This window comes from Pseudoxanthomonas taiwanensis, assembly GCF_010093135.1.
GTDB lineage: Bacteria > Pseudomonadota > Gammaproteobacteria > Xanthomonadales > Xanthomonadaceae > Pseudoxanthomonas > Pseudoxanthomonas taiwanensis.
Genome location: NZ_PDWK01000026.1, coordinates 1 through 25,404, shown reverse-complemented (window position 1 = coordinate 25,404; position 25,404 = coordinate 1). Strand labels below are relative to the sequence as shown.

24 protein-coding genes are annotated in these 25,404 nt (G+C 72.9%); 14 read left to right on the top strand and 10 right to left on the bottom strand.

The genetic code is table 11. The annotated features are described in order from the left end of the window. Window positions 1-177 precede the first annotated feature (177 nt). From CR938_RS06975 to CR938_RS06930, 10 genes are read left to right on the top strand one after another with little or no spacing between them, the layout of a single operon-like run. Window positions 178-507 (top strand): YerC/YecD family TrpR-related protein, encoded by a 330-nt coding sequence (locus tag CR938_RS06975; RefSeq protein ID WP_162124314.1) that lies wholly within the window; start codon window positions 178-180, stop codon window positions 505-507. Then, the gene (gene hisG, locus CR938_RS06970; protein ID WP_162124313.1) at window positions 504-1,418 is read left to right on the top strand and encodes an ATP phosphoribosyltransferase; all 915 of its coding nucleotides are present in this window, start codon (window positions 504-506) and stop codon (window positions 1,416-1,418) included. Before CR938_RS06975 ends, hisG begins: the two co-directional genes overlap by 4 nt. Next, window positions 1,415-2,746, top strand: a complete 1,332-nt coding sequence (gene hisD, locus CR938_RS06965) for a histidinol dehydrogenase (RefSeq protein ID WP_162124312.1) — start codon at window positions 1,415-1,417, stop codon at window positions 2,744-2,746. The genes hisG and hisD overlap by 4 nt, the downstream gene beginning before the upstream one ends. Continuing rightward, entirely contained in the window at window positions 2,743-3,852 is a 1,110-nt protein-coding gene (gene hisC / locus CR938_RS06960) for a histidinol-phosphate transaminase (protein ID WP_162124311.1), read from the top strand. The genes hisD and hisC overlap by 4 nt, the downstream gene beginning before the upstream one ends. Continuing rightward, a complete protein-coding gene (gene hisB / locus CR938_RS06955; protein ID WP_162124310.1) occupies window positions 3,849-4,925 on the top strand; it encodes a bifunctional histidinol-phosphatase/imidazoleglycerol-phosphate dehydratase HisB in 1,077 nt (358 codons plus the stop codon). The genes hisC and hisB overlap by 4 nt, the downstream gene beginning before the upstream one ends. Further along, entirely contained in the window at window positions 4,925-5,524 is a 600-nt protein-coding gene (gene hisH, locus CR938_RS06950) for an imidazole glycerol phosphate synthase subunit HisH (RefSeq protein ID WP_162124309.1), read from the top strand. The genes hisB and hisH overlap by 1 nt, the downstream gene beginning before the upstream one ends. Beyond that, window positions 5,521-6,255 (top strand): 1-(5-phosphoribosyl)-5-[(5-phosphoribosylamino)methylideneamino]imidazole-4-carboxamide isomerase, encoded by a 735-nt coding sequence (gene hisA, locus CR938_RS06945; RefSeq protein ID WP_162124308.1) that lies wholly within the window; start codon window positions 5,521-5,523, stop codon window positions 6,253-6,255. The genes hisH and hisA overlap by 4 nt, the downstream gene beginning before the upstream one ends. Continuing rightward, the gene (hisF, locus tag CR938_RS06940; RefSeq protein WP_162124307.1) at window positions 6,249-7,025 is read left to right on the top strand and encodes an imidazole glycerol phosphate synthase subunit HisF; all 777 of its coding nucleotides are present in this window, start codon (window positions 6,249-6,251) and stop codon (window positions 7,023-7,025) included. The genes hisA and hisF overlap by 7 nt, the downstream gene beginning before the upstream one ends. Continuing rightward, window positions 7,015-7,698, top strand: coding sequence for a bifunctional phosphoribosyl-AMP cyclohydrolase/phosphoribosyl-ATP diphosphatase HisIE (gene hisIE / locus CR938_RS06935; RefSeq protein ID WP_162124306.1), 684 nt, complete (start codon window positions 7,015-7,017; stop codon window positions 7,696-7,698). The genes hisF and hisIE overlap by 11 nt, the downstream gene beginning before the upstream one ends. A gap of 60 nt (window positions 7,699-7,758) precedes the next feature. After that, entirely contained in the window at window positions 7,759-9,366 is a 1,608-nt protein-coding gene (locus CR938_RS06930) for a calcineurin-like phosphoesterase C-terminal domain-containing protein (protein WP_162124305.1), read from the top strand. Here the strand turns inward: CR938_RS06930 and CR938_RS06925 are convergent. The 6 genes from CR938_RS06925 to CR938_RS06900 all read right to left on the bottom strand — a co-directional run bounded on the left by CR938_RS06925 (window position 9,336) and on the right by CR938_RS06900 (window position 15,362). Then, on the bottom strand, window positions 9,336-10,220 hold the full coding sequence (locus CR938_RS06925) for an EamA family transporter (protein WP_162124304.1): 885 nt from the start codon (window positions 10,218-10,220) through the stop codon (window positions 9,336-9,338). The two genes, CR938_RS06930 and CR938_RS06925, sit on opposite strands and share 31 nt — an antisense overlap. A 2-nt stretch (window positions 10,221-10,222) precedes the next feature. Beyond that, the gene (gene mtnC / locus CR938_RS06920; RefSeq protein ID WP_162124303.1) at window positions 10,223-10,921 is read right to left on the bottom strand and encodes an acireductone synthase; all 699 of its coding nucleotides are present in this window, start codon (window positions 10,919-10,921) and stop codon (window positions 10,223-10,225) included. Window positions 10,922-10,964: 43 nt separating this feature from the next. After that, entirely contained in the window at window positions 10,965-11,522 is a 558-nt protein-coding gene (locus tag CR938_RS06915) for a 1,2-dihydroxy-3-keto-5-methylthiopentene dioxygenase (protein ID WP_162124302.1), read from the bottom strand. Between the two features lie 96 nt (window positions 11,523-11,618). Then, window positions 11,619-12,263 (bottom strand): methylthioribulose 1-phosphate dehydratase, encoded by a 645-nt coding sequence (locus CR938_RS06910; protein ID WP_162124301.1) that lies wholly within the window; start codon window positions 12,261-12,263, stop codon window positions 11,619-11,621. An 82-nt stretch (window positions 12,264-12,345) separates the two neighbouring features. Continuing rightward, the gene (locus tag CR938_RS06905; RefSeq protein ID WP_162124300.1) at window positions 12,346-13,773 is read right to left on the bottom strand and encodes an amino acid permease; all 1,428 of its coding nucleotides are present in this window, start codon (window positions 13,771-13,773) and stop codon (window positions 12,346-12,348) included. A 104-nt stretch (window positions 13,774-13,877) separates the two neighbouring features. Next, window positions 13,878-15,362: an amino acid permease gene (locus tag CR938_RS06900; protein WP_162124299.1), complete on the bottom strand. Its 1,485-nt coding sequence runs from the start codon at window positions 15,360-15,362 to the stop codon at window positions 13,878-13,880. A 162-nt stretch (window positions 15,363-15,524) separates the two neighbouring features. Here CR938_RS06900 and CR938_RS06895 point away from each other — a divergent pair, with 162 nt between their 5' ends. Further along, window positions 15,525-16,097: an NUDIX hydrolase gene (locus CR938_RS06895; protein WP_162124298.1), complete on the top strand. Its 573-nt coding sequence runs from the start codon at window positions 15,525-15,527 to the stop codon at window positions 16,095-16,097. A gap of 18 nt (window positions 16,098-16,115) precedes the next feature. Here CR938_RS06895 and serA read toward each other — a convergent pair whose 3' ends face one another. Next, entirely contained in the window at window positions 16,116-17,357 is a 1,242-nt protein-coding gene (serA, locus tag CR938_RS06890) for a phosphoglycerate dehydrogenase (RefSeq protein ID WP_162124297.1), read from the bottom strand. Window positions 17,358-17,555: 198 nt separating this feature from the next. On the opposite strand from serA, the gene CR938_RS06885 reads away from it, so the two are divergent. The 3 genes from CR938_RS06885 (at window position 17,556) to CR938_RS06875 (ending at window position 21,154) form a co-directional block, all read left to right on the top strand. Then, entirely contained in the window at window positions 17,556-18,944 is a 1,389-nt protein-coding gene (locus tag CR938_RS06885; RefSeq protein ID WP_162124296.1) for an FAD-binding oxidoreductase, read from the top strand. 82 nt (window positions 18,945-19,026) lie between these two features. Further along, window positions 19,027-19,332, top strand: a complete 306-nt coding sequence (locus CR938_RS06880) for a DUF2388 domain-containing protein (protein ID WP_162124295.1) — start codon at window positions 19,027-19,029, stop codon at window positions 19,330-19,332. Window positions 19,333-19,342: 10 nt separating this feature from the next. Next, window positions 19,343-21,154 (top strand): DUF7844 domain-containing protein, encoded by a 1,812-nt coding sequence (locus tag CR938_RS06875; RefSeq protein ID WP_162124294.1) that lies wholly within the window; start codon window positions 19,343-19,345, stop codon window positions 21,152-21,154. 102 nt (window positions 21,155-21,256) lie between these two features. On the opposite strand, the gene yeiP is transcribed toward CR938_RS06875, so the two are convergent. The 3 genes from yeiP to metH all read right to left on the bottom strand — a co-directional run bounded on the left by yeiP (window position 21,257) and on the right by metH (window position 25,388). Beyond that, complete coding sequence (gene yeiP / locus CR938_RS06870) at window positions 21,257-21,823, bottom strand: elongation factor P-like protein YeiP (protein WP_162124293.1); 567 nt, start codon at window positions 21,821-21,823, stop codon at window positions 21,257-21,259. Between the two features lie 29 nt (window positions 21,824-21,852). Beyond that, on the bottom strand, window positions 21,853-22,623 hold the full coding sequence (locus CR938_RS06865) for an SDR family NAD(P)-dependent oxidoreductase (protein ID WP_162124292.1): 771 nt from the start codon (window positions 22,621-22,623) through the stop codon (window positions 21,853-21,855). A gap of 74 nt (window positions 22,624-22,697) precedes the next feature. Beyond that, window positions 22,698-25,388: a methionine synthase gene (gene metH / locus CR938_RS06860; RefSeq protein ID WP_162124291.1), complete on the bottom strand. Its 2,691-nt coding sequence runs from the start codon at window positions 25,386-25,388 to the stop codon at window positions 22,698-22,700. Window positions 25,389-25,404 lie beyond the last annotated feature (16 nt).

The window sequence follows — 25,404 nt, the reverse complement described above, 5'->3', positions numbered from 1 at the left end:
AGCAAGGGGCGTTGCAGTATCGGGCCATCCACGCCCGGTCCTGTGCATGGACCGGACGTGCCGCCGCGTGCGTCCGGCCGGGCGATCCCGAATGCCCGGCGCCCGGCGCGGCATCGGGGATTGACCCATGCTGCGTCGCGGCGTAATGTATTAGCGCGTTAATACATTGGTACGCGCATGAAGCCCCGTCCCATTCCCGCCGCCGCGCGCCCCTCCGACGAATCCCTGCAGGCCTTGGCCGAGGCCATCGCCAGCCTGCAGGACGCCGGCGAGGTGGTGGCGTTCCTGCGCGACCTGTGCACTCCGGCCGAGCTGGAGGCCATGGTCGACCGCTGGGCGGTGGTGCCGCTGCTGCTGCGGGGCGTGCCGTATCGCGAGATCTACGAGCTGACCGGGGTCAGCGTCACCACCATCGGCCGGGTCGCGCGCACGCTGGAGCGCGGCGCCGGCGGTTATGCGCTGGCCATCGGCCGGTGCGCCCGTCCCAGCGCGAGAAACACACGATGACTCCCCCCCTCGGATCGGCTTCCCGCGACCGGTTGCGGATCGCCATCCAGAAGAGCGGCCGCCTGGCCGAGCCCGCGCGTTCGCTGCTGGCCGCCTGCGGCCTGAGCTGGCGCGAGAGCCGCGACAGGCTGTTCTGCTACGGCGAATCCCTGCCGGTGGACCTGCTGCTGGTCCGCGACGACGACATCCCCGGCCTGATCGCCGACGGCGTGTGCGATCTGGGCATCGTCGGCCGCAACGAGCTGGACGAGCAGGCGGCCGGGCGCGCGCGTATCGGCCTGGCCCCCGCCTACCGCGAGCTGCGCGGCCTCGGCTTCGGCCAGTGCCGGCTGATGCTGGCCGTGCCCGAGGACTGGGACTGGCAGGGGCCCCGGCAGCTGCAGGGCCTGCGCATCGCCACCAGCTACCCGGCGATCCTGGCCGCCTGGCTGGAGCGGCAGGGCATCCAGGCGCAGGTGGTGGAGCTGTCCGGTTCGGTCGAGATCGCCCCGCGCCTGGGCACCGCCGACCTGATCTGCGACCTGGTCTCCAGCGGCGCGACCCTGCGCGCCAACCAGCTCAAGCCGGTGGAGACGCTGCTGGAGAGCGAGGCGGTGCTGGCCGGGCCGGCACAGGGCTTCGACGATGCCCGCGCCGGGCTGGCGCAGATGCTGCTGCGGCGGATGGACGGCGTGCTCCAGCTCAAGGACCGCAAGCTGCTGATGTTCAACGCCCCGCGCGAATCGCTGCCGGCACTGCAGCGGCTGCTGCGCGATGCCGGCCCGCTCATCGAGCTGCCGGCGGAGAACGGCGAGGTGGCGCTGCAGACCATGTGCGAAAGCGCGGCGGTGTCCTGGCAGCGCCTGGAGGAACTGGAGCGCGCCGGCGCGCGCGGGCTGATGGTGCTGGCCGTGGAGAGGACGCTGTCATGAGCGTGCGGGTGCAGGCGGGCGGGCGGCCGTGGAACCGTCTGGAATGGACCGCGCTGGACGAACCCGCGCGCCGGCGCGCGCTCACCCGGCCGGTGCAGGTGGTGGCCGAGACCACCCGCCAGGCCGTGGCCGGCGTGCTGGAGACGGTGCGCGCGCGCGGTGACGAGGCGCTGCGCGAGCTGACCGCGCGCTTCGACCGGGTGGAGCTGGAGCGCTTCGAGGTGGACACGGCCGAGTTCGCCGCCGCCGAGGCGGCGGTGGGCGCGGAGCTGCGCCGGGCCATGGCCGAGGCGGCCGCGCGCATCGAGGCCTTCCACCGTGCCGGCATGGGCCGGGACTACGCCGTGGAGACCGCGCCGGGCGTGGTTTGCGAGCGCATCGTCCGGCCGGTGCCGCGGGTGGGCCTGTACGTGCCGGCCGGCAGCGCGCCGCTGCCGTCCACCGCGCTGATGCTGTGCGTGCCGGCGCGCCTGGCCGGTTGCCGCGAGGTGGTGCTGTGCACGCCGCCGCGCGCCGACGGCACGGCCGATCCGGCGGTGCTGGTGGCCGCGCGCCTGGCCGGCGTGGGACGGGTGTTCAAGCTCGGTGGCGCCCAGGCCATCGCCGCGCTGGCCTTCGGCACGGCCAGCGTGCCCAAGGTGGACAAGATCTTCGGCCCCGGCAACAGCTACGTGGACGAGGCCAAGCGCCAGGTGGCGCAGAGCGGGGCCGCCGCCATCGACATGCCGGCCGGCCCGTCCGAGGTGCTGGTAATCGCCGATGCAGGCGCCGATCCGGCCTTCGTCGCCGCCGACCTGCTCTCGCAGGCCGAGCACGGCCCGGATTCGCAGGTGCTGCTGCTGACCGACAGCGCCGTGCTGCTGGACCGGGTGGAGGCCGAGTTGGAGGCACAGCTTTCCGCGCTGCCGCGCGCGGACATCGCCGCCCGCGCGCTGTCGGCCTCGCGCCTGGTGCTCGTGGAATCGCTGGAGCAGGCCTTCGCCATCAGCAACGCCTACGCACCCGAGCACCTGATCCTGGCCCTGCGCGAGCCGCGCGCCTGGCTGGACCGGGTCGAGGCCGCCGGTTCGGTGTTCCTCGGCGACTGGACGCCGGAGGCGCTCGGCGACTACTGCAGCGGCACCAACCACGTCCTGCCCACCAGCGGCGCCGCGCGCGCCTGGAGCGGGGTGAGCGTGGCCAGCTTCCAGAACTTCGTCAGCGTGCAGGCCGCCAGCCGCGAGGGCATCGCCGCCATCGGCCCGTGCGCGGTGACCCTGGCCCGCGCCGAGCGCCTGAACGCGCACGCCAACGCCGTGGCCCTGCGCCTGCGGAGGGCCGGGGCATGAGCGCGCTGCCGGCGACGGACGGCGAGGCCGCGCTGCTGGCGCTGGTGCGCGAGGACCTGCGCGGCTTCGGCGGCTATTCCTCGGCGCGCAGCGCCGACCTGCGCGGCGAGATCTGGCTCAACGCCAACGAAAGCCCCTGGCCGAACCCGGCCGACGCCGAAGGCGGCAGCCGCCGCTACCCGGACCCGCAGCCGGCCGCGCTGCGCGAGGCGCTCGCCCGCCTGTACGGCGTGGACGCGGCGCGCGTGCTGATCGGCCGCGGCAGCGACGAGGCCATCGACCTGCTGGTACGCGCGCTGTGCGAGCCGCGCCGCGACGCGGTGCTGGTCACCCCGCCGGTGTTCGGCATGTACGCGGTCAGCGCGCGCCTGCAGAACGCGCCGCTGCTGGAGGTGCCGCTGGTCGAGGACGGTGCGGGCTTCCGCACCGACCTGGAGGCGGTGGCCACGGTGGCCGAGCGCGGCAACGCCCGCATCGTGTTCCTGTGTTCGCCCTCCAATCCCACCGGCGGCGTGGTGCCGCTGGAGGGGATCGCCGGGCTCGCGCGGCGCCTGCGGGGCAGGGCGCTGGTGGTGGTGGACGAGGCCTATGGCGAGTTCGCCGACCAGCCTTCGGCCACCACCCTGATGGACGCGCACCCGAACATCGCCGTGCTGCGCACCCTGTCCAAGGCCCACGCCCTGGCCGCGGCGCGGATCGGCGCGCTGGTCGCCGCGCCCACGCTCGTCCGCGTGCTGCGTGCCTGCCAGGCCCCGTATCCGGTGCCGGCGCCGTGCGCCGCCCTGGCCCTGGCCGCACTGGCGCCGGAGGCGCTGCAACGCACCGCCGCGCGCGTGGCCCGGGTGCGCGGGGAACGCGAACGCCTGCGGCAGGCCCTGGCCGCGCTGCCGGGCGTGCGCAGGGTCTATCCCTCGCAGGGCAACTACCTGCTGGTGCGCTTCGCCGACGCCCAGGCGGCGTTCGACCGGCTGCTTGCCGCCGGCGTGGTGGTGCGCGACCAGCGCGCCGCGCCCGGCCTGGGCGACGCCCTGCGCATCAGCATCGGCACCCCCGAACAGAACCAGCGCGTCCTGGACACGCTCCGGGCCGCGGAGAAGGCCGCATGAGCACCGCCATCCTGTTCGTCGATCGCGACGGCACCCTGATCGAGGAGCCGGACGACTTCCAGATCGACGCCTACGAGAAGCTGCGCTTCGTGCGCGGCGTGGTCCCGGCGCTGCTGAAGCTGCGCGACGCCGGCTGGCAGTTCGTCATGGTCTCCAACCAGGACGGGCTGGGCAGCGGGGCCTTCCCGCGGTCCGCCTTCGACGGCCCGCACGACCTGATGATGCAGGTGTTCGAAAGCCAGGGCATCACCTTCCGCGACGTGCTGATCGACACCAGCTGGCCACACGAGAACCGGACCACGCGCAAGCCGGGCATCGGCCTGGTGCTGCCGTACCTGCAGGACCGCTCCATCGACTGGAAGCGCTCGGCCATGGTGGGCGACCGGCCCACCGACGTGGAGTTCGCCGCCAATCTGGGCATCCGCTGCTTCCAGCTGCGCACGCCGCGGTTCGGCGGCGAGTGGGACTGGGCCGGCATCGCCCACGAGCTGGTCGACGCGCCGCGCCGCGCCGTGGTCCAGCGCGACACGAAGGAAACGCAGATCCGGGTGGCCGTGGACCTGGACCTGGCCGCCGAGCCGAAAGTCCACACCGGCCTGCCGTTCTTCGACCACATGCTCGAGCAGATCGGCAAGCACGGCGGTTTCTCCCCGGGAATCCAGGCCGACGGCGACCTGCACATCGACGAGCACCACACCATCGAGGACACCGCCCTGGCCCTGGGCCAGGGCCTGCGCGAGGCACTGGGCGACAAGCGCGGCATCGGCCGCTACGGCTTCGTGCTGCCGATGGACGAGACCCTGGCGCAGGTGGCGCTGGACTTCTCCGGCCGCCCGTACCTGGTGTTCGAGGGAAGCTTCCGCCGCGAGCGGGTGGGCGACATGCCCACCGAGCTGGTGCCGCACTTCTTCCGCTCGCTGGCCGACGCGGCGGCGCTGACCCTGCACATCCGGGTCGAGGGCGAGAACGACCACCACAAGATCGAGGCCTGCTTCAAGGGCCTGGCCCGCGCCCTGCGCCAGGCGGTGCGGCGCGAGGGCGCGGAACTGCCGTCCACCAAGGGGGCACTGTGATGCGGGTGGTGCTGGTCGACGGTGGCGGCTCCAACATCGGCTCGGTGCGCTACGCCCTGCAGCGCCTGGGCGTGGACGCGGAGCTGACCGCCGATCCGGAGCGCATCCGTGCCGCCGACAGGGTGATCCTGCCCGGCGTGGGCGCGGCCGCCGAGGGCATGCGCCGGCTGCGCCGGTACGGCCTGGTGGAGGTGCTGCGCACCCTGCAGCGCCCGCTGCTGGGCGTGTGCCTGGGCATGCAGCTGCTGTTCGAACACTCGGAGGAGGAGGACGTGGACTGCCTGGGCCTGCTGCCCGGGCGCGTCACCCGCCTGCGGCCGGGCCCGGGCGTGCGCGTGCCGCACATGGGCTGGAACACCCTGGAGAAGAACCGCGACGCGCCGTTGCTGGAGGGCATCGAAAGCGGCGACCACGCCTACTTCGTGCACGGCTACGCCGCGCCGGTGGGCGAAGCGTGCCTGGCCAGCACCACCCACGGGCGCCGCTTCGCCGCCGTGGTCCAGCGCGGCAACGTGGCCGGCGCGCAGTTCCATCCCGAACGCTCGGCCCGGGTCGGCGCGCGGCTGCTGCGAAACTTCATCGAATACGGACTGGCATGAGCGGATTGACCTTGTACCCGGCCATCGACGTGCGCGGCGGCCGGGTGGTGCGCCTGGCCCAGGGCGACTACGCGCGCGAAACCCGCTACGGCGACGATCCGCTGGCCCTGGCCCGCGCCTACGCCGGGCAGGGCGCGCGCTGGCTGCACCTGGTGGACCTGGACGCGGCCCGCGCGGGAGGCTACACCCTGGCGCCGCTGCTGCGGCAGGTCGCCGATGCCGGCCTGCAGGTGCAGACCGGCGGCGGTGTGCGCTCGCGCGAGGACGTGCGGCGCATCCTCGAGGCCGGTGCGGCGCGGGTGGTGGTCGGCTCCCTGTCGGTGCGGCAGCCGGAGGCGGTCATGGACTGGATCGGAGAGTTCGGTGCCGAGCGCATCGTGGTGGCGCTGGACACCCGCCAGGCGGAGGACGACAGCTGGCGGCTGCCGGTGCACGGCTGGACCGAGGATTCGGGGCAGACGCTGGACGCGCTGGCCGGCCGCTACGCCGCGGCCGGCCTGCGCCACCTGCTGTGCACCGACATCGCCCGCGACGGCATGCTCTCCGGCCCCAACTTCGGGCTCTACGCGCACCTGCACACGGTCGCGCCGGGCCTGCAGGTGCAGGCCTCCGGCGGCGTCAGCGGCCTGGAGGACGTGCGCCGGGCCGCGGCCAGCGGCTGCGCCGGCATCGTGCTGGGCCGGGCGCTGCTGGAAGGACGCTTCACCCTGGCGGAGGCGCTGCGATGCTGAGCCGGCGCATCATTCCCTGCCTGGACGTGAAGGACGGGCGCGTGGTCAAGGGCGTGCGCTTCCGCGACCACGTGGACATGGGCGATATCGTCGAGCTGGCCCTGCGCTACCGCGACGAGGGCGCCGACGAGCTGGTGTTCTACGACATCGGTGCCAGCCCGGAAGGCCGCTCGGTGGACTATGCCTGGGTGGAGCGGGTGGCGCGGCTGATCGACATCCCGTTCTGCGTGGCCGGCGGCATCCGCAGCGTGGAGACCGCGCGAGCGGTGCTGCACGCCGGCGCCGACAAGATCTCGGTCAACACGCCGGCGCTGGAGCGGCCGGAGCTGATCTCCGAGCTGGCCGCGGCCTTCGGCGTGCAGTGCGTGGTGGTGGGCGTGGACTCGGTGCGGGAGGCCGACGGCCAGTGGCGGGTGCGCCAGTACACCGGTGATCCGGCGCGCATGCGCGCACCGGGCCTGCGCACCCTGGACTGGCTGGTGCAGGTGCAGCGCCTGGGCGCCGGCGAGATCGTGCTCAACTGCATGGACAGCGACGGCGTGCGCCGCGGCTACGACATCACGCAGCTCAGGCAGGCGCGCGCGCTCTGCCAGGTGCCGCTGGTGGCCTCCGGCGGGGCCGGAAGCATGGAGCACTTCGCCGAGGTGTTCGAGCAGGCCGACGTGGACGGCGCGCTGGCCGCCAGCGTGTTCCACGGCGGCGTGGTGGCCATTCCCGAACTCAAGCGCTTCCTGCGCGGACGCAACATCGAGGTGCGCGATGACCGGTAACACCCCGGCTCCGGGCCGCCGGCCCGGCCCGGTCCTGCCCGAGAGCCTGGACTGGGGCAAGGGCGACGGCCTGCTCCCGGCGATCGTGCAGGACGCCGACAGCCTGCGCGTGCTGATGCTCGGCTACATGGACGAGGAGGCGCTGCGGGTCACCCTCGACACCGGCCTGGTCACCTTCTACAGCCGCAGCCGCCAGGTGCTGTGGACCAAGGGCGAGACCTCCGGCCACGTGCTGGAGCTGCTGGACGTGCAGACCGATTGCGATGCCGACACACTGCTGGTGCTGGCGCGCCCGCGCGGGCCCACCTGCCACCTGCAGCGCCCCAGCTGCTTCCCGCGCGCGCCGGCGGCGGAACGGCCGCCCCTGCCGGCGGAGCTGGCCGCCGGCGGCGTCGGCTTCCTCGCCGAACTGGACGCGCTGGTGGCCGGACGCGCGCGCGAACGGCCGGAGGGCAGCTACACCACCCGCCTGTTCGAGGCCGGCGTGCGCCGCATCGCCCAGAAGGTGGGCGAGGAGGGCGTGGAGACCGCGCTGGCCGGCGTGGCGCAGAACGACGCCCAGCTGCTGGGCGAGGCCGCCGACCTGGTCTACCACCTGACCGTGCTGCTGCACGCGCGCGGGCTGTCTTTGCCCGACGTGGTGGAAGTGCTGGCCCAGCGTCACCGCGGCTGAAGGCACGGGCCGGACTGGAGGAGCGGCGCGTACAATCGCCGCACCCGTCCGGAGGTCCGCATGCGTGCCCGTTCCGCCCTGATCCTCGCCGCCCTGCTCGCCTGGCCGGGCGCGGCCCCGGCCGCGACCGCCACCATCGCCGAGGGCGTGGTCTATCTGGAAACCGACGGCAGGCCCGGGCGCGGCCCGGACGAGCCGGGCGTGGCCGGCGTGCTCGTCTCCAACGGCCGCGAGCTGGTGCGCACCGACGCGCAGGGCCGCTACCGCCTGGTGGTGGCGCAGGGCCAGACCGTGTTCGTGGTCAAGCCGGAGGGGTACCGCTTCCCGGCGCGCGCCAACGGCCTGCCGGACTTCTGGAAGCACTACTTCCCCGAAGGCTCGCCGCCGCTGCGCTACGGCGGCATCGCCCCGACCGTGCCGGAGCACTGGGACTTCGCCCTGGAACGGGCGCCGGCCACCCCGGCGCACGGCTTCGAGGTGCTGGTCTTCTCCGACACCCAGGTCAAGAACCTGCGCGAGGTGGACTACTACCTGCGCGACGTGGTCCTGCCGCTGGCCGGCCGCCATGCCGCCACGTTCGGCACCACCCTCGGCGACCTGGTCAACGACGACATGTCCCTGTACGGCGCCCTGGACGCGGTGACCGGCAGGCTGGGCGTGCCGTGGTTCCCCGTGCCCGGCAACCACGACGTGGACCAGGACGCCACGCGCGACGAGGACGCGGGTTTGAGCTGGCGCAATGCCTACGGCCCGGACACCTATGCGCTGGAGGAGGGCGGGGCCAGCTTCGTGTTCATGGACGACGTGGTCCACCTGCCGGGCCAGCGGCCTTCCTACATAGGCGGCCTGCGCGAGGACCAGTTCGCCTTCCTCGAGGCCTACCTGGCCACACTGCCTCCGGAGCGGCTGGTGGTGCTGGGCTTCCACATCCCGCTGTTCGACGAGGACGGGCGCGAGACCTTCCGGCACGCCGACCGCGAGCGCCTGTTCACGCTGCTGGCGCGCTTCCCCAGGGTGCTGGTGCTCAGCGGCCACAACCACACCCAGCGCCACTACTACCACGGCCCGGCCGAGGGCTGGCACGGTGCCGCGCCGCTGCACGAGTACAACGTCGGCGCGGTGTGCGGCGCGTTCTGGTCCGGCGCGCCGGACGCGGAGGGCATCCCGGACACGACCATGGCCGACGGCACGCCCAACGGCCACGCCCTGCTGCGCGTGGCGGCCGACGGCAGCTACGCGCTGGAATGGCACCCGGCGCGCGTGCCGCAGGACGATCCGGCCTTCACCCGGGCCATGGCCCTGCACGCGCCGCGCGCGCTGCGCCGCGGGGCGTACCCGTCCTACGGCGTGTACGCCAACGTGTTCATGGGCGATGACGGCACCGAGGTGGAGTACCGCATCGACGGCGGCCCGTGGCGGCCGATGCGCCGGGTGGAGAGACCGGACCCGCGCCTGGTGCTGGAGAACGTGGCCGACGACCTGGCCGAGACCCCGCGCGGCTACGACCGCTCGCCGGAGGCGCGGCCGTCCATGCACCTGTGGCGCGGCGTGCTGGCCACCGACCTGGCGCCGGGCGAGCACCACGTGGAGGTGCGGGCGCGCGGGCGTTGGGTGGGGCAGGCCGCCGCGTCCACCACCTACCGGCTGGTGGAGGTGGCGGCCGACTGAGGCCGCGCCCCCAGCCAGGCCCCGGCCAGCAGCAGGACCAGAGCCACGGCCTGCAGCGGGTGCGCCTGCACCCGCCCGGACAGCACCAGCAGCGCGGTGGACAGCACGGGCGCCAGGTAGGACAGGATTCCCAGCAGGGCGAGGTCGCCGTGCTTGGTGCCGGTGTCCCACAGGCGGAAGGCGATGCCCACCGGGCCCAGGCCCATCAGCAGCAGCCACAGCCACTGCGCCGGTGTCGGCGCCACGCTGTCCTCGAACAGCAGGGGGGCCAGCGCGCCCAGCAGCGCCACCAGCGCGCAGGCCGGCACGATCGCGCCGGCGGGCACCTGCGCATGGCGGCGGTTGAGCACCGAGTAGCCGGCCCACGCCACCGCCGCGCCGAGCGCCGCCCGGGAGCCGGTCAGGTGTGCGGCCTCGGCGTGCAGGCGGCGCCCGCCCGCCAGCACCATCACCGCCGCGGCCAGGCCCAGCAGGGCGCCCAGCCATTGCGCCGGGCGCCCGCGCGCGCCGGGCAGCAGGCCGGCGAAGACCACGATCAGCAGCGGCCACAGGTAGTTGAGCAGGTTGGCCTCCACCGCCGGGGCGCGCTTGAGCGCCATGAAGTACAGCGCGTGGTAGCCGAACAGGCCGGCGGTGGACAGTGCCAGCGCCGCCGGCGGCGCGTGCAGCCCGGCCAGGCCGGCGCGGCCGCGCCAGGCGGCCTGCAGCAGGCCGCTGGCCGCGGCCACGGCGAAGGCGGTGGCCAGCACCTGGAACGGCGGCAGGCCGGCGGTGGCGACGGTCAGCAGGGCCAGCGACGACCACAGCAGGATCGCCAGCACGCCGCTGGCGGTGGCCCGGCGCGCCGTACGCATGGCTACAGCGGCAGGTCGATCTCGATGAAGCTGGTGACCCGGGTATGGCCGTGCGCGGCGTCGCCATGGCGCGGCTCCGGGTAGTCCTGCGGCCGGTCCACCAGCACCGTGTGCAGGCCGGCGGCCCGCGCCGCGTCCAGTTCCTCGACCACGTCGGACAGGAACAGGATGGCCTTGGGCGGCTGGCCGATGGCCTCGGCGATGCGCAAGTAGCTGTCGCTCTCGCGCTTGCCGCCGGTCCGGGTGTCGAACCAGCCGGAGAACAGCCCGGTCAGGTCGCCGGCGTCGGTGTGGCCGAAGAACAGCTTCTGCGCCGGCACCGAGCCGGAGGAGTACACGTACAGCGGCAGCTCCAGCGCGTGCCAGCGGCGCAGGGTCTGCTCGGCGTCCGGGTACACCGGCGCGGTGAAGTCGCCGTTGCGGTAGCCGGCTTCCCAGATCATGCCCTGCAGCGCCTTCAGCGCGGTGTGCTTGCGGTCCTGGTCGATCCAGCCCTGCAGGGTCTCCACGATCACCTCGTCCTGGCAGATGCCGCCGGCCTCGGTGGCCACCGCGTCCAGCCAGTGCCGCACCTCCGGTTCGTGGCCGCGCGCGGCCACGAAGCCGGGCAGGGCGCGGCGCGCGTACGGGAACAGGACTTCGCGGACGAAGGAGATGCTGCTGGTGGTGCCTTCGATGTCGGTGACGATGGCTCGGATCATGTCGGCCCTTGCTGGGCGCCCGTGCGGGCGGGAAGGCGCGGCGTCAGGCCGCCGCGCCCGGCTCGTAGCGGGGGAACCGGCTGGCGATGTCGGTCCCGGTGAAATGGCCGACCCAGCCGTCCGGCTCGGTGAAGAAGCGGATGGCCACGAAGTTCGGCTCCGGCCCCATGTCGAACCAGTGGCGGGTGCCGTCGGGGACGCCGATCAGGTCGCCCTTGACGCACTCGACCTCGTAGACCTTGTCGTCCACGTGCAGGGTGAACAGGCCCGAGCCGGCGACGAAGAAGCGGACCTCGTCCTCCTTGTGGAAGTGTTCGTCCAGGAACTTGGCGCGCAGCGCCTCGCGCTGCGGGTTGTCCGGGGCGATGCTGATCACGTCCACGGTGCGGAAGCCGCGCTCGGCCACCAGGCGGTCGATGTCGGCGCGGTAGGCCGCCATCACCTCCTCGGGGGTGGCGCCGGGGGCGACCGGGCGGCTGGCTTCCCAGCGCTCGAAGGTCACGCCGATGCGCGACAGCTCCTCGGCGATGGCCTGGCCGTCGGTGGTGGCCAGCAGCGGAGTGGTGGGATCGTTCTCGTGGAAGATGCGCAGACGGCTCATCGTGGGGGGTCTCCTGCGCGGGCCTGCAGGTGCCGCGGGACCGCCTAGCGTAGCAGGCCGGCGGCCCCCCGCGGTCAACGGGGGCGGGGGCACCGTTCAGGCGCGGGCACCGAGCCGGCGCAGCTCCAGCTCGCAGGCCAGCAGGAACTCGAACGCCTCCAGGTGGCGGCGCGCCTCGGCCATGTCGCGGCCCCAGGCGTACAGGCCGTGGCCGTCGATCAGGTAGCCCCACAGCGGCCGGCGGTCCAGCTCGGCGTCCACCTGCGCGGCCAGCACCGTCATGTCCTGGCTGTTGGGGAACACCGGCACCTCGATCTCGGCTTCGTGGGTGCTGTTGCCGGGGAAGGCCTTGAGCAGCTCGTAGCCGACCAGGCGCACGCGGCCGGCGCCGGCGAACAGGCGCGAGGCCACGGTCTGCACCAGCGAATGGGTGTGCAGCACGCAGCCCACCTCGGGGAAACGGCGGTACAGGCGGGTGTGCAGCAGGGTCTCGGCCGAGGGGCGGTGGTCGCTGCCGACGGCGCGGCCGTCCAGGTCCACCACCATGATGTCGCCCTCGCCCAGGCGGCCCTTGTCGCGGCCGGAGACGGTGATGGCCGCATGGGCCGGGTCCATGCGCATGGAGAAGTTGGAGCTGGTGGCCGGGGTCCAGCCGCGCGCGGCCAGCTCGCGCACGTTGGCGATGATCTGCCCGGCGCACTCGGCCAGGCGCTGCGGGTCGTAGGGGAGGGCTTGGTTCATGGCGCCAGTTTACCGGAGGCGGAACGGATGCCGCCCCGCGCGCCGGCGGCGCGCGGGGCGGGCACGGTCCGGACGGGAGCGGTCAGCCGTTGCGCAGGCGGCTGTGCCGGTAGCCGTACAGGAAGTAGATGACGAAGCCGGCCGCGGTCCACAGCAGCATCAGCATCCAGTTGTGCGCGGTCATCGCCGACAGCAGCGCCAGGCAGCTGAGCACGCCGGCCGAGCACACGAACCAGGCGCCGCGGATGCGGAACGGACGCGGGAGGTCCGGCTGGGTACGGCGCAGGATCAGCACGCCCACGCACACCGAGGCGAAGGCGATCAGCGTGCCCATCGAGGTCAGCTCGCCGAGGATGTCCAGCGGGAACAGCGCCGCCAGCAGGGCGATGCCGATGCCGGTGATCACGGTGTTGATGTGCGGGGTGCGGTACTCGGGGTGGATGCGGGTGAACACCGGCGGCAACAGGCCGTCGCGGGCCATGATCATGAAGATGCGCGGCTGGCCGATGATCATCACCAGCACCACCGAGGACAGGCCGACCAGCGCGCCGATCTCCACCACCACGCGCAGCCAGCCCAGCTCCGGGTGCGCGGCCACCGCGGTCACCACCGGCTCGTCGGTGCCCAGGCGGGTGTAGGGCACCAGGCCGGTCATCACCGCGGCCATGCCGATGTACAGCACGGTGCACACCACCAGCGACAGCAGCATGCCGATGGGCATGTCGCGCTGCGGGCGCTTGGATTCCTGCGCCGCCACCGACACCGCCTCGAAGCCGATGTAGGCGAAGAACACCATCGCCGCGCCGCGCAGCACGCCGTCCCAGCCGTACTTGCCCGGGCCCTCGTTGGCCGGGATGAACGGCTCCCAGTTGGCCGGGTCCACGTACTTCCAGCCGGCGATGATCACCAGCACGATCAGGCCGGTCTTGAGCACGACCATGGCCATGTTCATGGCCGAGGACTTGCGGATGCCGATGTAGCACACCCAGGTCAGCAGCAGGACGATGGCCGCCGCCGGCACGTTCATGATCGAACCGGTGGGGCGCAGCTGCGCGTCCAGCGGCGCCGAGGTCAGCGCCTTGGGCAGGTAGATGTCGAAGTGCTGCAGCAGGCTGAGGAAGTAGCCGGTCCAGCTGACCGCCACCGCCGAGGCGGAGACGCCGTACTCCAGCACCAGCATCCAGCCGATGAACCAGGCCGCCAGCTCGCCGAGGGTGGCGTAAGTGTAAGTGTAGGCGCTGCCGGAGACCGGCACCATGGACGCGAACTCGGCGTAGGCCATGGCGCAGAAGCCGCAGCAGATGGCCGCCAGTACGAACGAGAGCATGATCGCCGGGCCGGCGTGGTCGGCCGCGGCCTGGCCGGTGATGACGAAGATGCCGCCGCCGATCACCGCGCCGATGCCCAGCGCGGTCAGGCCCCACGGGCCCAGGGCACGGGTCAGGTTCAGGCTCTGCGCGTCGGAGTGCGCGGCATGCGGGTGCTTGGTCGCGAACAGTCGCTTGAGCATGGGTATTGGTCCTGGCGCCCAGGACGGCCGGGGCGTGCGGGTTTTCTGGAAGCGGAAACGGGAAGGGCCGGCGAGTGGATCGTCGGCCCTTCCGGGCGGCTGCCTCAGTGCTGCCGCAGCTTGCTGTGCCGGTAACCGTAGCCGAAGTAGATGAGGAACCCGGCGAAGGTCCAGCACGCCAGCAGCAGCCAGTTGTACCAGCCCATGAAACCGACCAGCGACAGGCAGGACAGGGCGCCCAGGACGCAGACCACCGGCGCGAACGGCACGCGGAACGAGCGCTGCAGGTCCGGGCGGGTGCGGCGCAGGATCAGCACGCCCACGCACACCGTGGCGAAGGCCAGCAGGGTGCCCATGGACACCAGGTCGCCGAGCACGCCCAGCGGGAAGAACGCGGCCAGCACCGCCGCGACCACCGCCACCACCACGGTGGCCTTGTGCGGGGTGTGGTGGCGCGGGTGCACGGCGCCGAAGAAGCGCGGCATCAGGCCGTCGCGGGCCATGGCGTAGAAGATACGCGGCTGGCCCATCAGCATGACCAGGATCACCGAGGTCAGGCCGGCCACCGCACCGATCTCGATGGCGAACTTGAGCCAGCCCAGCGCCGGGTAACGCTCCAGCGCGGTGACCACCGGCTTGGCGGTGCCCAGCTCGGTGTACGGCAGCATGCCGGTCAACACCGCGGCCACGACCACGTACAGCAGGGTGCACACCACCAGCGAGCCGAGGATGCCGATGGGCATGTCGCGCTGCGGGTTCTTGGCCTCCTGCGCGGCGGTGGAGACCGCGTCGAAGCCGATGTAGGCGAAGAACACGATCGAGGCCGCGCGCAGCACGCCCGGCCAGCCGAAGCGGTCGCCGCCCTCGTGCTCGGGGATGAAGGGCACCCAGTTCTCCGGGTTGACGTAGGCGGCGCCGAAGCCGATCAGGGCCAGGATCACCGCCACCTTGACCGCCACGATGACCGCGTTGGCGGTGGCCGACTGGCGGATGCCGATGTAGCAGAGGTAGCCCACGCCGGCGACGATCAGCACCGCCGGCAGGTTGAACAGCGCGCCGGTGGCGGCGAACTTGCCGTTGGCATAGGTGACCGGGGCGGAGGCCAGCAGCGCGGGGAACTTCCAGTCGCTGCCGAACATGACGGCCACCGACTCCATCAGGCTGATGGTGTAGGCCGACCAGCCCACCGCCACCGCCGAGGCCGCGAACAGGTACTCCAGCACCAGGCTCCAGCCCACGAACCAGGCCACCGCCTCGCCGAGGGTGGCGTAGGTGTAGCTGTAGGCGCTGCCCGAGACCGGGATCATCGAGGCGAACTCGGCGTAGCACAGGCCGGCGAAGGCGCAGGCCACGCCGGCCAGGACGAAGCTGAGCATGATGGCCGGGCCGGCGTGGTTGGCCGCGGCCTGGCCCGGCATGACGAAAATGCCGGCGCCGATGATGGCGCCGATGCCCAGCAGCACCAGGTGCCGGGCGGTCAGTACGCGCTTGAGATTCCCTTCCCCCTGGAGCGAGCCTTCGACCGGCTCACCGGCATCGACATGGCCGGCAGGCTGCACCGGCTTGGTAACGAACAGGTCTTTGAACATCCGATTCCCCTGTGGGTGGCCGGCGCCGCTGGGCGACGGATCAGGCGTAATGGCCGTGCGGCGGGCCACATTAACCCACGCGGGAAATCACCGGCAAGCGCCATCGGGTGCCCGTGGCCGCATAATGCCGGCCGCCACGTCCCACGCAGGAAAAGCCGGCAAATGCCGCCAGACCACGCATCCGTCCATGCCGCACTGCGGCAAGCATTCGCGCGCTACGCCGCGCGCTGGCCGCGGGAGGAGGAAACCGCGCGGCTGTTCCTGGCGCTGCTGGACGATCCCCGCGAGCCCTTCCGCCGCGAGCGCCTGGCCGGGCACTTCACCGCCTCGTGCTGGCTGGTGGACGGCGCCGGCGCGCGCGTACTGCTGACCCACCACCGCAAGCTCGGCCGCTGGCTGCAGCTGGGCGGCCACGCCGACGGCGACCGCGACCTGGCGCGGGTGGCGCTGCGCGAGGCGGAGGAGGAATCGGGCCTGTCCGGCCTGCGGGTGGAGCCTGAGCCGTTCGACCTGGACCGGCACTGGATCCCGGAGCGCGGCGGCGTGCCCGGGCACTGGCACTACGACGTGCGCTACGTTGTCCGCGCCACCGGCTGCGAGCGCTACACCGTCAGCGCCGAATCGCTGGACCTGGCCTGGCGGCCGGTGGCGGAGGTGGCCGCCGACCCGGCGCTGGACGCCCCGCTGCGGCGCATGGCCGGCAAGTGGCTGGCGCGGCTGGCCGGCGGCGGGTGAGCGTAGCCGGCGCCGGCCTCAGTACAGCACGCGGGTACGCAGCGTGCCGGGGATGGCGGCCAGCTGCTCGCGCAGCGCGGCGGCCTGCATCTCGCCGGTGGCCACGTCGATGACCACGTAGCCGACCTTGGGGTCGGTGCGCAGGAACTGGCCGTCGATGTTGACCGCGTGGCGGCCGAAGATCGCGTTGACCTGCGACAGCACGCCCGGCACGTTGCGGTGGATGTGCAGCAGGCGGGTGCTGCCCTTGTGCTCGGGCAGGGTGACCTCGGGGAAATTGACCGCCGACAGGGTCGAGCCGTTGTCGCTGTAGCGCACCAGCTTGGCCGCCACCTCCACGCCGATGTTGTCCTGCGCCTCCAGCGTGCTGCCGCCGATGTGCGGGGTCAGGATCACGTTGTCGAAGCGGGTCAGCGGCGAGACGAAGGGCTCGTTGTTGCCCTTGGGCTCGACCGGGAACACGTCCACCGCCGCGCCGCCCAGGTGGCCGGACTCCAGCGCCGCGGCCAGCGCGTCGATGTCCACCACGGTGCCGCGCGAGGCGTTGATCAGGTGCGCGCCGGGCTTCATCGCGGCGATCTGCGCCGCACCGATCATGTTCTTCGTGGCCGGCGTCTCCGGCACGTGCAGGGTGACCACGTCCGAGCGCGCCAGCAGGTCCTCCAGACTGGCGGCCGCGCGCGCGTTGCCCAGCGAGAGCTTGGTCTCGATGTCGTGGAAGATCACGTTCATGCCCAGGCCCTCGGCCAGCACGCCGACCTGGGNGCCGATGTGGCCGTAGCCGATGATGCCCAGGGTCTTGCCGCGCACCTCGTGGCTGCCGGCGGCGGTCTTGGACCAGCCGCCGCGGTGGCACTGCGCGTTCTTCTGCGGGATGCCGCGCATCAGCATCACCGCCTCGGCCACCACCAGCTCGGCCACCGAGCGGGTGTTGGAATAGGGCGCGTTGAACACCGGGATGCCGGCCAGCTCGGCCGCCTCCAGGTCCACCTGGTTGGTGCCGATGCAGAAGCAGCCGATGGCGATCAGCCGCCGGGCGCCGGCCAGCACCTCGGCGGTCAGCTGGGTGCGCGAGCGGATGCCGATGATGTGGGCCTCGGCGATGCGCGCCTTCAGCTCGTCCTCCGGCAGCGACTTGTCGTGGTATTCGATCTGGGTGTAGCCGGCGGCGCGGAAGGTGTCCACCGCGGACTGGCTGACGCCCTCCAGCAGCAATACCCGGATGTCCTGCTTGGGGAAGGAGGTCTTCTTGGGCGACATTGCCGATGCTTCCGGACGGTGGGGCGGGCGTTCCCCACTATGCCAGAAGCGGCCCCGGTTTTGCGCAGTGCGTCATGGCGGAACACCGCCCTCCGCCGCCAGGGAAAGTTGCCGCCGAAACCACACCCACCGGGCGCCTGGACGCTGCCGCCGGCCGCTGGCACGCTTGCGGGCTCCCCACACCGCCACGCACCCACCATGATCGATCCCCGCCTCGCCGAGCTGCTGGACGCGGCGCCGGGCCTGCGCCTGAAGACCGGGCCGGCCGACCTGGAGCACTACGGCCGCGACTGGACCCGGCGCTGGACGCCCGCGCCCCTGGCCGTCGCCCTGCCGGGGACGGTGGAGGAGGTGCAGGCGGTGGGGCGCGGGGCCAACCGCCACAAGGTCGCGATCGTGCCCTCCGGCGGCCGCACCGGCCTGTCCGGCGGCGCGGTGGCCGCCCACGGCGAGCTGGTGCTGAGCCTGGAGCGGATGAACCGGGTGCTGGACTTCGATCCGGTGGACCGCACCCTGACCGTGCAGGCCGGCACCCCCCTGGAGGCAGTGCAGGAGGCGGCGCGCGGGCACGGCCTGCAGTACCCGGTGGACTTCGCCGCGCGCGGCTCCTGCACCATCGGCGGCAACATCGCCACCAACGCCGGCGGCATCCGCGTGATCCGCTACGGCAACACCCGCGAATGGGTGGCCGGGCTGAAGGTGGTCACCGGTGCCGGCGAGGTGCTGGAGCTCAACCGCGGGCTGGTCAAGAACTCCTCCGGCTACGACCTGCGCCACCTGTTCATCGGCTCGGAGGGCACCCTGGGCATCGTGGTCGAGGCCACCCTGAAGCTCACCGACCCGGTGCCCCAGGGCAGCGTGATGCTGCTGGCGCTGCCCTCGTTCGAGGTGCTGATGCAGGTCTTCGCCGAGTTCCGCGCGCGCCTGCGCCTCGAGGCCTTCGAGTTCTTCACCGACGTGGCCCTGCGCCACGTGCTGGCCCACGGCGGGCAGGCGCCGTTCGCCGGGACCTATCCGTACTACGTGGTGACCGAGTTCGCCGGCGGCGACGAGGCGACCGAGGCGGCGGCCATGGCCGCGTTCGAGCACTGCATGGAGCAGGGCTGGATCGTGGACGGGGTGATCAGCCAGAGCGGGGCGCAGGCGGCGCAGCTGTGGCGCCTGCGCGAGGGCATCACCGAATCCATCGCCCGCTACACCCCGTACAAGAACGACGTCTCGGTGCGGATCTCGGCCATGCCGGCCTTCCTGGCCCGCGCCCAGGCCCTGCTCGGCCAGGCCTATCCGCAGTACGAAGTGGTCTGGTTCGGCCACATCGGCGACGGCAACCTGCACATCAACGTGCTCAAGCCCGCGGACGTGGACGGCGCCGAGTTCGTGGCCCACTGCGAGCAGGTGACCCGGCTGCTGGCGCAGGCGCTGCAGGAGCACGGCGGCAGCATTTCTGCCGAGCATGGCATCGGCCTGGTCAAGAAGCCGTACCTGGGCAGCATCCGGTCGCCCGAGGAGATCGCGCTGATGCGCGGGATCCGGCGCGTGTTCGACCCCAACGGCATCCTGAATCCGGGCAAGCTGCTGGACGCCTGAACGGCCGCTCCGGGGTTATGGGCATCGCGCGCCGGCGCGGTTAGGCTTGCCGCTCGTCCCCGTTCGACCGGAACCGCGCTGCATGAACCGTTTGCCGTCCGTTGCCGCCCTGGCGCTGCTGTGCGCCGCGCCCGCCTTCGCCTCCAGCTTCGCCGGCACCACCGCCGGTGCCAGCTCCGCCGGCACCTCGGCTTCCTCCGGCAGCACCTCCGGCGACGACAAGCTGGTGCACGAGGCGCGCGAGGACGCGGCCGGCTTCGTGGCCAGTGACGGCCGGCTGCGCAGCGCCCGCCTGGAGGCGGCGCTGCGGGTGCTGCGCGAGCGCGAGCCGGCGCTGCGCCAGGCCGACGACATGACCCGGGCCCGCGCCATCCTCGCCGGCCGATAAGCAGCGTGCGATGAGGCGCGCCCGCACCGTCCTGGCGGCGCTGTGCCTGGCCTGCGCGCCGGCGCTTGCCGCGCCGGCCGTGCGCATGGAGGGCGGGCTGGCGCCGGACGAGCACCAGGCCGCGACGGAACTGCTCCAGGCCGGCCTGGCGCGGCTGCCGTCGCGCTGGGCGCGGGCACTGCCCGATCCGCTGCACGTGCGCTGGCGCGACGACCTGCCGCCGGGCGTGCACGGGCGCGCCCGTGGTGGCCGCATCGCCCTGGACCGGCGCCTGCTGCGCGCCTGGATGGCACGCCCGCCCGGCGCCGGCCCCGGGCACCCGGCCGTGCGCGCCGCGCTGGCGGCGCTGCTGCACGAGCTGGCCCACGTCTACGACCGCGGCGCCGACGGCGGGCTGTCGCGCGACCCGCGCCTGCTCGACCTGGCCGGCTGGCAGGTGGCGGCGCTGCGCCCCGGCCGGCGGGCGCGCAACTTCATGGCCGACCGCAGCCCCGATCCCTACGAGCTGCATTCGCCGCGCGAGTTCGTCGCGGTCAACCTCGAGCACTACCTGCTGGATCCGGAATATGGCTGCCGCCGGCCGGCGCTGCGCGCGCACTTCGACGCCTGGTTCCGGCGGCCCGCGGCCGCCACCGCGTGCGCGCCGGAACTGCCGTTCGTGCAGGACGCGGCGGACGCGGCCGAACCGCTGCGCCTGCTGGACCCGGAGCGCGTGTACGCGGTGGACTACCTGCTGGCCGAGGGCAATGCCCGGCCGATGAGCCGCTGGGGCCACAGCATGCTGCGCCTGGTGGTGTGCGCCCCCGGGCGCCCGCGCGGTCCGGACTGCCGCCTGGACCTGCAGCATCACCTGGTGCTGTCCTTCCGCGCCTTCGTGGACGACGTGCAGATCTCCAGCTGGCGCGGCCTGACCGGCGCCTACCCGGCGCGCCTGTTCGCCCTGCCGCTGGGGCAGGTGGTGGACGAGTACACGAAGGTGGAGCTGCGCGGCCTGCGCTCCGTGCCGCTGGCGCTGGAGCGCGGGGAGGTCGCCGCGCTGCTGGCGCGCGCCGCGCAGCTGCACTGGAGCTACGACGGCCGCTACTATTTCCTGGCCAACAACTGCGCGGTGGAGACCTGGCGCCTGCTGCACGACGCGGTGCCGCGGCTGGCGGCGCTGCCGCTGTCCAGCATCACGCCCACCGGCCTGCTGCGCCGCCTGCGCCGCGCCGGTGCCACCGACGAGGCCGCGGTGCCGGCCGACCCGGCTTCGCAGGTGCGGCTGGGCTACTACTTCGAGCCGGCCAGCGCCCACTACCAGGCCATGTACGAGGTGGCCCGCCAGGCCCTGGACCTGGCGCCGGCGGACGTGCAGGGCTGGCTGGAACTGCCGCCGCAGGCACGGCGCCCGGCGCTGGAACGCGCCGGCCTGCGCCCGGCCGCGGCGCTGCTGCTGCTGGAGGCCGCCGCCCTGCGCCGCGAGGAGGCGCTGGCGCGCGACGCGCTCAAGCGCCTGCTGCTGCGGCCGGAGCGCCTGCCGGTGGCAGCCGGCACGCACGAGGCACTGCGGCGCTTCCTCGAACTGGGTGGCCGCTTCGCCCGGCCGGCGGCCTGGCTGGAGGGCCAGCCCGGCTACGGCCTGCCGCAGGAGGACGAGCGCGCCACCCTGGCCGCGCGCGTGGCCGCCGACGCGGCGCTGCGCGGCGAGCAGGGCAGGCGCCTGCAGGCCCGGGCCCGCGCGCTGTTGCCCCCGGCCCGCCAGGCCGCGCTGGCCGCCACCGAAGCCAACCTGGAGCTGGCCGGTCGACGCCTGCGCGCCCTGGCCCGCCAGCCCCGTCCGTGATCGCCCGCAGGGGGGCGGTGGCCTCCCTGGCCGCGTCCGGGCGCCGGAAACGGAAACGGGCGGCCAGGGGCCGCCCGTCGTGGTGCCATCCGCAGGCGCGGCTCAGTCGGCGCGGCCGCCGAACTCGCCGGTGGTGGTGTTGACCAGGATGCGCTCGCCGTTGCTGATGTACTCCGGCACCATGATCTCGATGCCGGTGCTCAGGCGCGCGGGCTTGGGGCGCTTGGTCGCGGTGCCGCCCTTCAGCTCCGGCGGGGTGTCGACCACCTCCAGGACGACGTGCTGCGGCAGCTGCACCGCCACCGGCTGCTCGTCGATGATCTGCACGTAGCAGCCGGCCAGGCCGTCGGTGATGTAGCCGGCCGATTCGCCCACCGCATCGGCGTCCAGCGTGTACGGGGTGTAGTCCTCGTCGTCGAGGAACACGAAGGCGTCGCCGTCCTTGTACGAGAAGGTGGCCTGGCGGCGCAGCAGCTCGACCTCGGTCAGCTCGTCGTCGGCGTCGAAGGTGACGTCCAGCTTGTTGCCGCCGGGGACGCTGTACATGGCGAAGCGGTAGCGGACGTTGCCGCCGCGGCCCTGCGGCGAGCTGCGCTCGATGTCGCGGATCTGGTAGACGCCGTTGTTGTACTCGACGACGTTGCCCTTCTTGATTTCGCTGGCTTTCATGCGGGGTTCTGCCGGAGGAAGCGGGAGGGTTACTTCGGCGCCAGGCGGGTGGCGCCGTCCAGGCGGATGGTGCCGCCGTTGAGGTAGCGGTTGCGCAGGATGAAGGCGACGGTCTCGGCGAATTCCTCCGGCTGGCCCAGGCGCGAGGGGAAGGGGATGGAGGCGGCCAGCGACTGCTGGACGGACTCGGGCATGCCGTCCACCATCGGCGTCCAGAACACGCCCGGGGCGATGGTCATGACGCGGATGCCGAAGCGGGCCAGCTCGCGGGCCATCGGCAGGGTCATGCCGACCACGCCGCCCTTGGAGGCGGAGTAGGCGGCCTGGCCGATCTGGCCCTCGTAGGCGGCCACCGAGGCGGTGTTGACGATCACGCCGCGCTCGCCGTCCTCGCCCGGCTCGTTGTGCTGCATCAGCGCGGCGGCGGCCTTGGCCACGTTGAAGCTGCCGACCAGGTTGACCATCACCGTGCGGGTGAAGGCTTCCAGCGGCATCGGGCCTTCCTTGCCCAGCACCCGGCCGGCGCCGAGGATGCCGGCGCAGTTGACCGCGCCGTTGAGCCCGCCGAGGAAGCCGCGCGCCGCCTCCAGGGTGGCGGCCACGCCGGCCTCGTCGGTGACGTCGGTGCGGAAGTAGCGGGCGTTGTCCTGGCCCAGCTCGGCGACGGCGGCCGCGCCCTTGTCGTCGTTGACGTCGAGCAGGGCGACGCGGCCGCCTTCGGCGACCAGGTGGCGGGCCACGGCCAGGCCGAGGCCGGAGACGCCGCCGGTGACGACGGCACGGACGTTGTTCGCTTGCATGGCGGACCCTGTGTGGGAAAAACCGGCCTATTGTACGGGGCCGGCTCCGCCGGGTGCGGAGGCCCGGACGCCGCCTATTCCGGGTCGTAGTCCAGGTGGGTGGCCAGCCAGCGCTCGACCTGGGCCACCGGCACGCCCTTGCGCCGCGCGTAGTCGGCCACCTGGTCGCGGCCGATGCGGCCGACCACGAAGTACTGGCTGCGCGGGTGGCTGAAGTAGTAGCCCGACACCGCCGCGGCGGGCAGCATGGCGAAGCTCTCGGTCAGGCCGATGCCGGCGTTGGCGGTGGCGTCGAGCAGGCGGAACAGGGTGGCCTTCTCGCTGTGGTCCGGGCAGGCCGGGTAGCCGGGGGCCGGGCGGATGCCGCGGTACCGCTCGGCGATCAGGGCCTCGTTGTCCAGCGCCTCGTCCGCCGCGTAGCCCCAGAACTCGGTGCGCACGCGCTGGTGCAGGCGCTCGGCCAGGGCCTCGGCCAGGCGGTCGGCCAGAGCCTTGAGCAGGATCGCGTTGTAGTCGTCGTGGGCGGCCTCGAAGCGGGCCACATGTTCCTCGATGCCGATGCCGGCGGTCACCGCGAAGGCGCCGATCCAGTCCTGCAGGCCGGTGTGCTCCGGGGCGATGAAATCGGCCAGGCAGAAGTCCGGGCGGTCGGCCGGCTTGTCCACCTGCTGGCGCAGGAAGTGCAGGGTGGCCGGGCCGTCCGGATGCCGCACCACCACGTCGTCGCCGCGGGCCTGGGCCGGCCACAGGCCGAACACCGCCCTGGCCGCCAGCCACTTCTCCGCGACGATGCGCTCGAGCATGGCGCGCGCGTCGCGGTACAGGGCGCGGGCCTGCTCCCCCACCACCGGGTCGTCGAGGATGGCCGGGAAGCGCCCGGACAGTTCCCAGGCGCCGAAGAACGGGGTCCAGTCGATGAACTCCACCAGCTCGGCCAGCGGGTAGTCGTCGAACACGTGCAGACCGGGCCGGTGCGGGGCCGGCGGCGCGTAGCCGTCCCAGCCGCCGTCGAAGCGCTGCGCTCGCGCCTGCTCCAGCGGCACCAGGCGGCGGGTGTCGCCGCGCTGCTGGTGGCGGCGGCGGATCTCGGCGTAGTCGGCCTCGTTGGCGGCGACGAAGGCCGCGCGCAGCTCGGGCGAGATCAGCGACTGGGCCACGCTGACCGCGCGCGAGGCGTCCTTCACCCACACGGTGGGGGCGTGGTAGTGCGGATCGATCTTCAGCGCGGTGTGCGCGCGCGAGGTGGTGGCACCGCCGATCATCAGCGGGATGTCGAAGCCCTGGCGCTCCAGCTCGCGCGCCACGTGGCCCATCTCCTCCAGCGAGGGCGTGATCAGGCCGGACAGGCCGATCAGGTCCGCGCCCACCTCGCGGGCGGTGTCGAGGATCTTCTGCGCCGGCACCATCACGCCCAGGTCCACGACCTCGAAGTTGTTGCAGGCCAGGACCACGCCGACGATGTTCTTGCCGATGTCGTGCACGTCGCCCTTGACCGTGGCCATGACGATGCGGCCGTTGGATCGGCCGGTGTCGCCCGAGCGCTGCTTCTCGGCCTCGATGTGCGGCAGCAGGCAGGCCACCGCCTTCTTCATCACCCGCGCCGACTTGACTACCTGCGGCAGGAACATCTTGCCGGCGCCGAACAGGTCGCCGACCTGGTTCATGCCGGCCATCAGCGGGCCCTCGATCACGTCCAGCGGGCGCGCGGCCTGCAGGCGCGCCTCCTCGGTGTCGGCCTCCACGTACTGGTCGATGCCGTGGACCAGGGCATGGGCCAGGCGCTCGGCCACCGGCTTCTGCCGCCAGGCCAGGTCCTCGGCCTTCTTTTCGCCCTTCCTGCCCCTGTAGCGCTCGGCGATCTCCAGCAGTCGCTCGGTGGCGTCGCGGCGGCGGTTGAGCACCACGTCCTCCACGCGCTCGCGCAGCTCCGGGTCCAGCTCGTCGTAGATGGGCAGGGCGCCGGCGTTGACGATGCCCATGTCCATGCCGGCGCGGATGGCGTGGTACAGGAACACGCTGTGGATGGCCTGGCGCACCGTCTCGTTGCCGCGGAAGGCGAAGGAGACGTTGGAGACGCCGCCGGAGACGTGGCAGTGCGGCAGGGTGGCCTTGATGATGCGGGTGGCTTCGATGAAGTCCACCGCGTAGTTGTCGTGCTCCTCGATGCCGGTGGCGATGGCGAAGACGTTGGGGTCGAAGATGATGTCCTCGGGCGGGAACCCGACCTCGTCCACCAGGATGCGGTAGGCGCGCGTGCAGATCTCCACCTTGCGCGCGCAGGTATCGGCCTGGCCCTGCTCGTCGAAGGCCATCACCACGACCGCGGCGCCGTAGCGCAGCACCTTGCGTGCCTGCTCGACGAAGACCTCCTTGCCCTCCTTGAGCGAGATCGAGTTGACCACGCCCTTGCCCTGGAGGCACTTCAGGCCGGCCTCGATCACGCTCCACTTCGAGGAGTCGACCATGATCGGGATGCGGGCGATGTCCGGCTCGGCCGCGATCAGGTTGAGGAAGCGGACCATGGCCTGCTCGGAATCGATCAGGCCCTCGTCCATGTTCACGTCGAGGATCTGCGCGCCGTTCTCCACCTGCTGGCGCGCCACCTCCACCGCCTCGGCGTAGCGCTGCTCGCGGATCAGCTTGCGGAACCGGGCGCTGCCGGTGACGTTGGTGCGCTCGCCGATGTTGACGAACAGCAGCTCCGGGGTGATGACCAGTGGTTCCAGGCCGGACAGGCGGGTGTAGCGGGGGACGGGGGAGGACATCGCGGGAGGGCTTCAG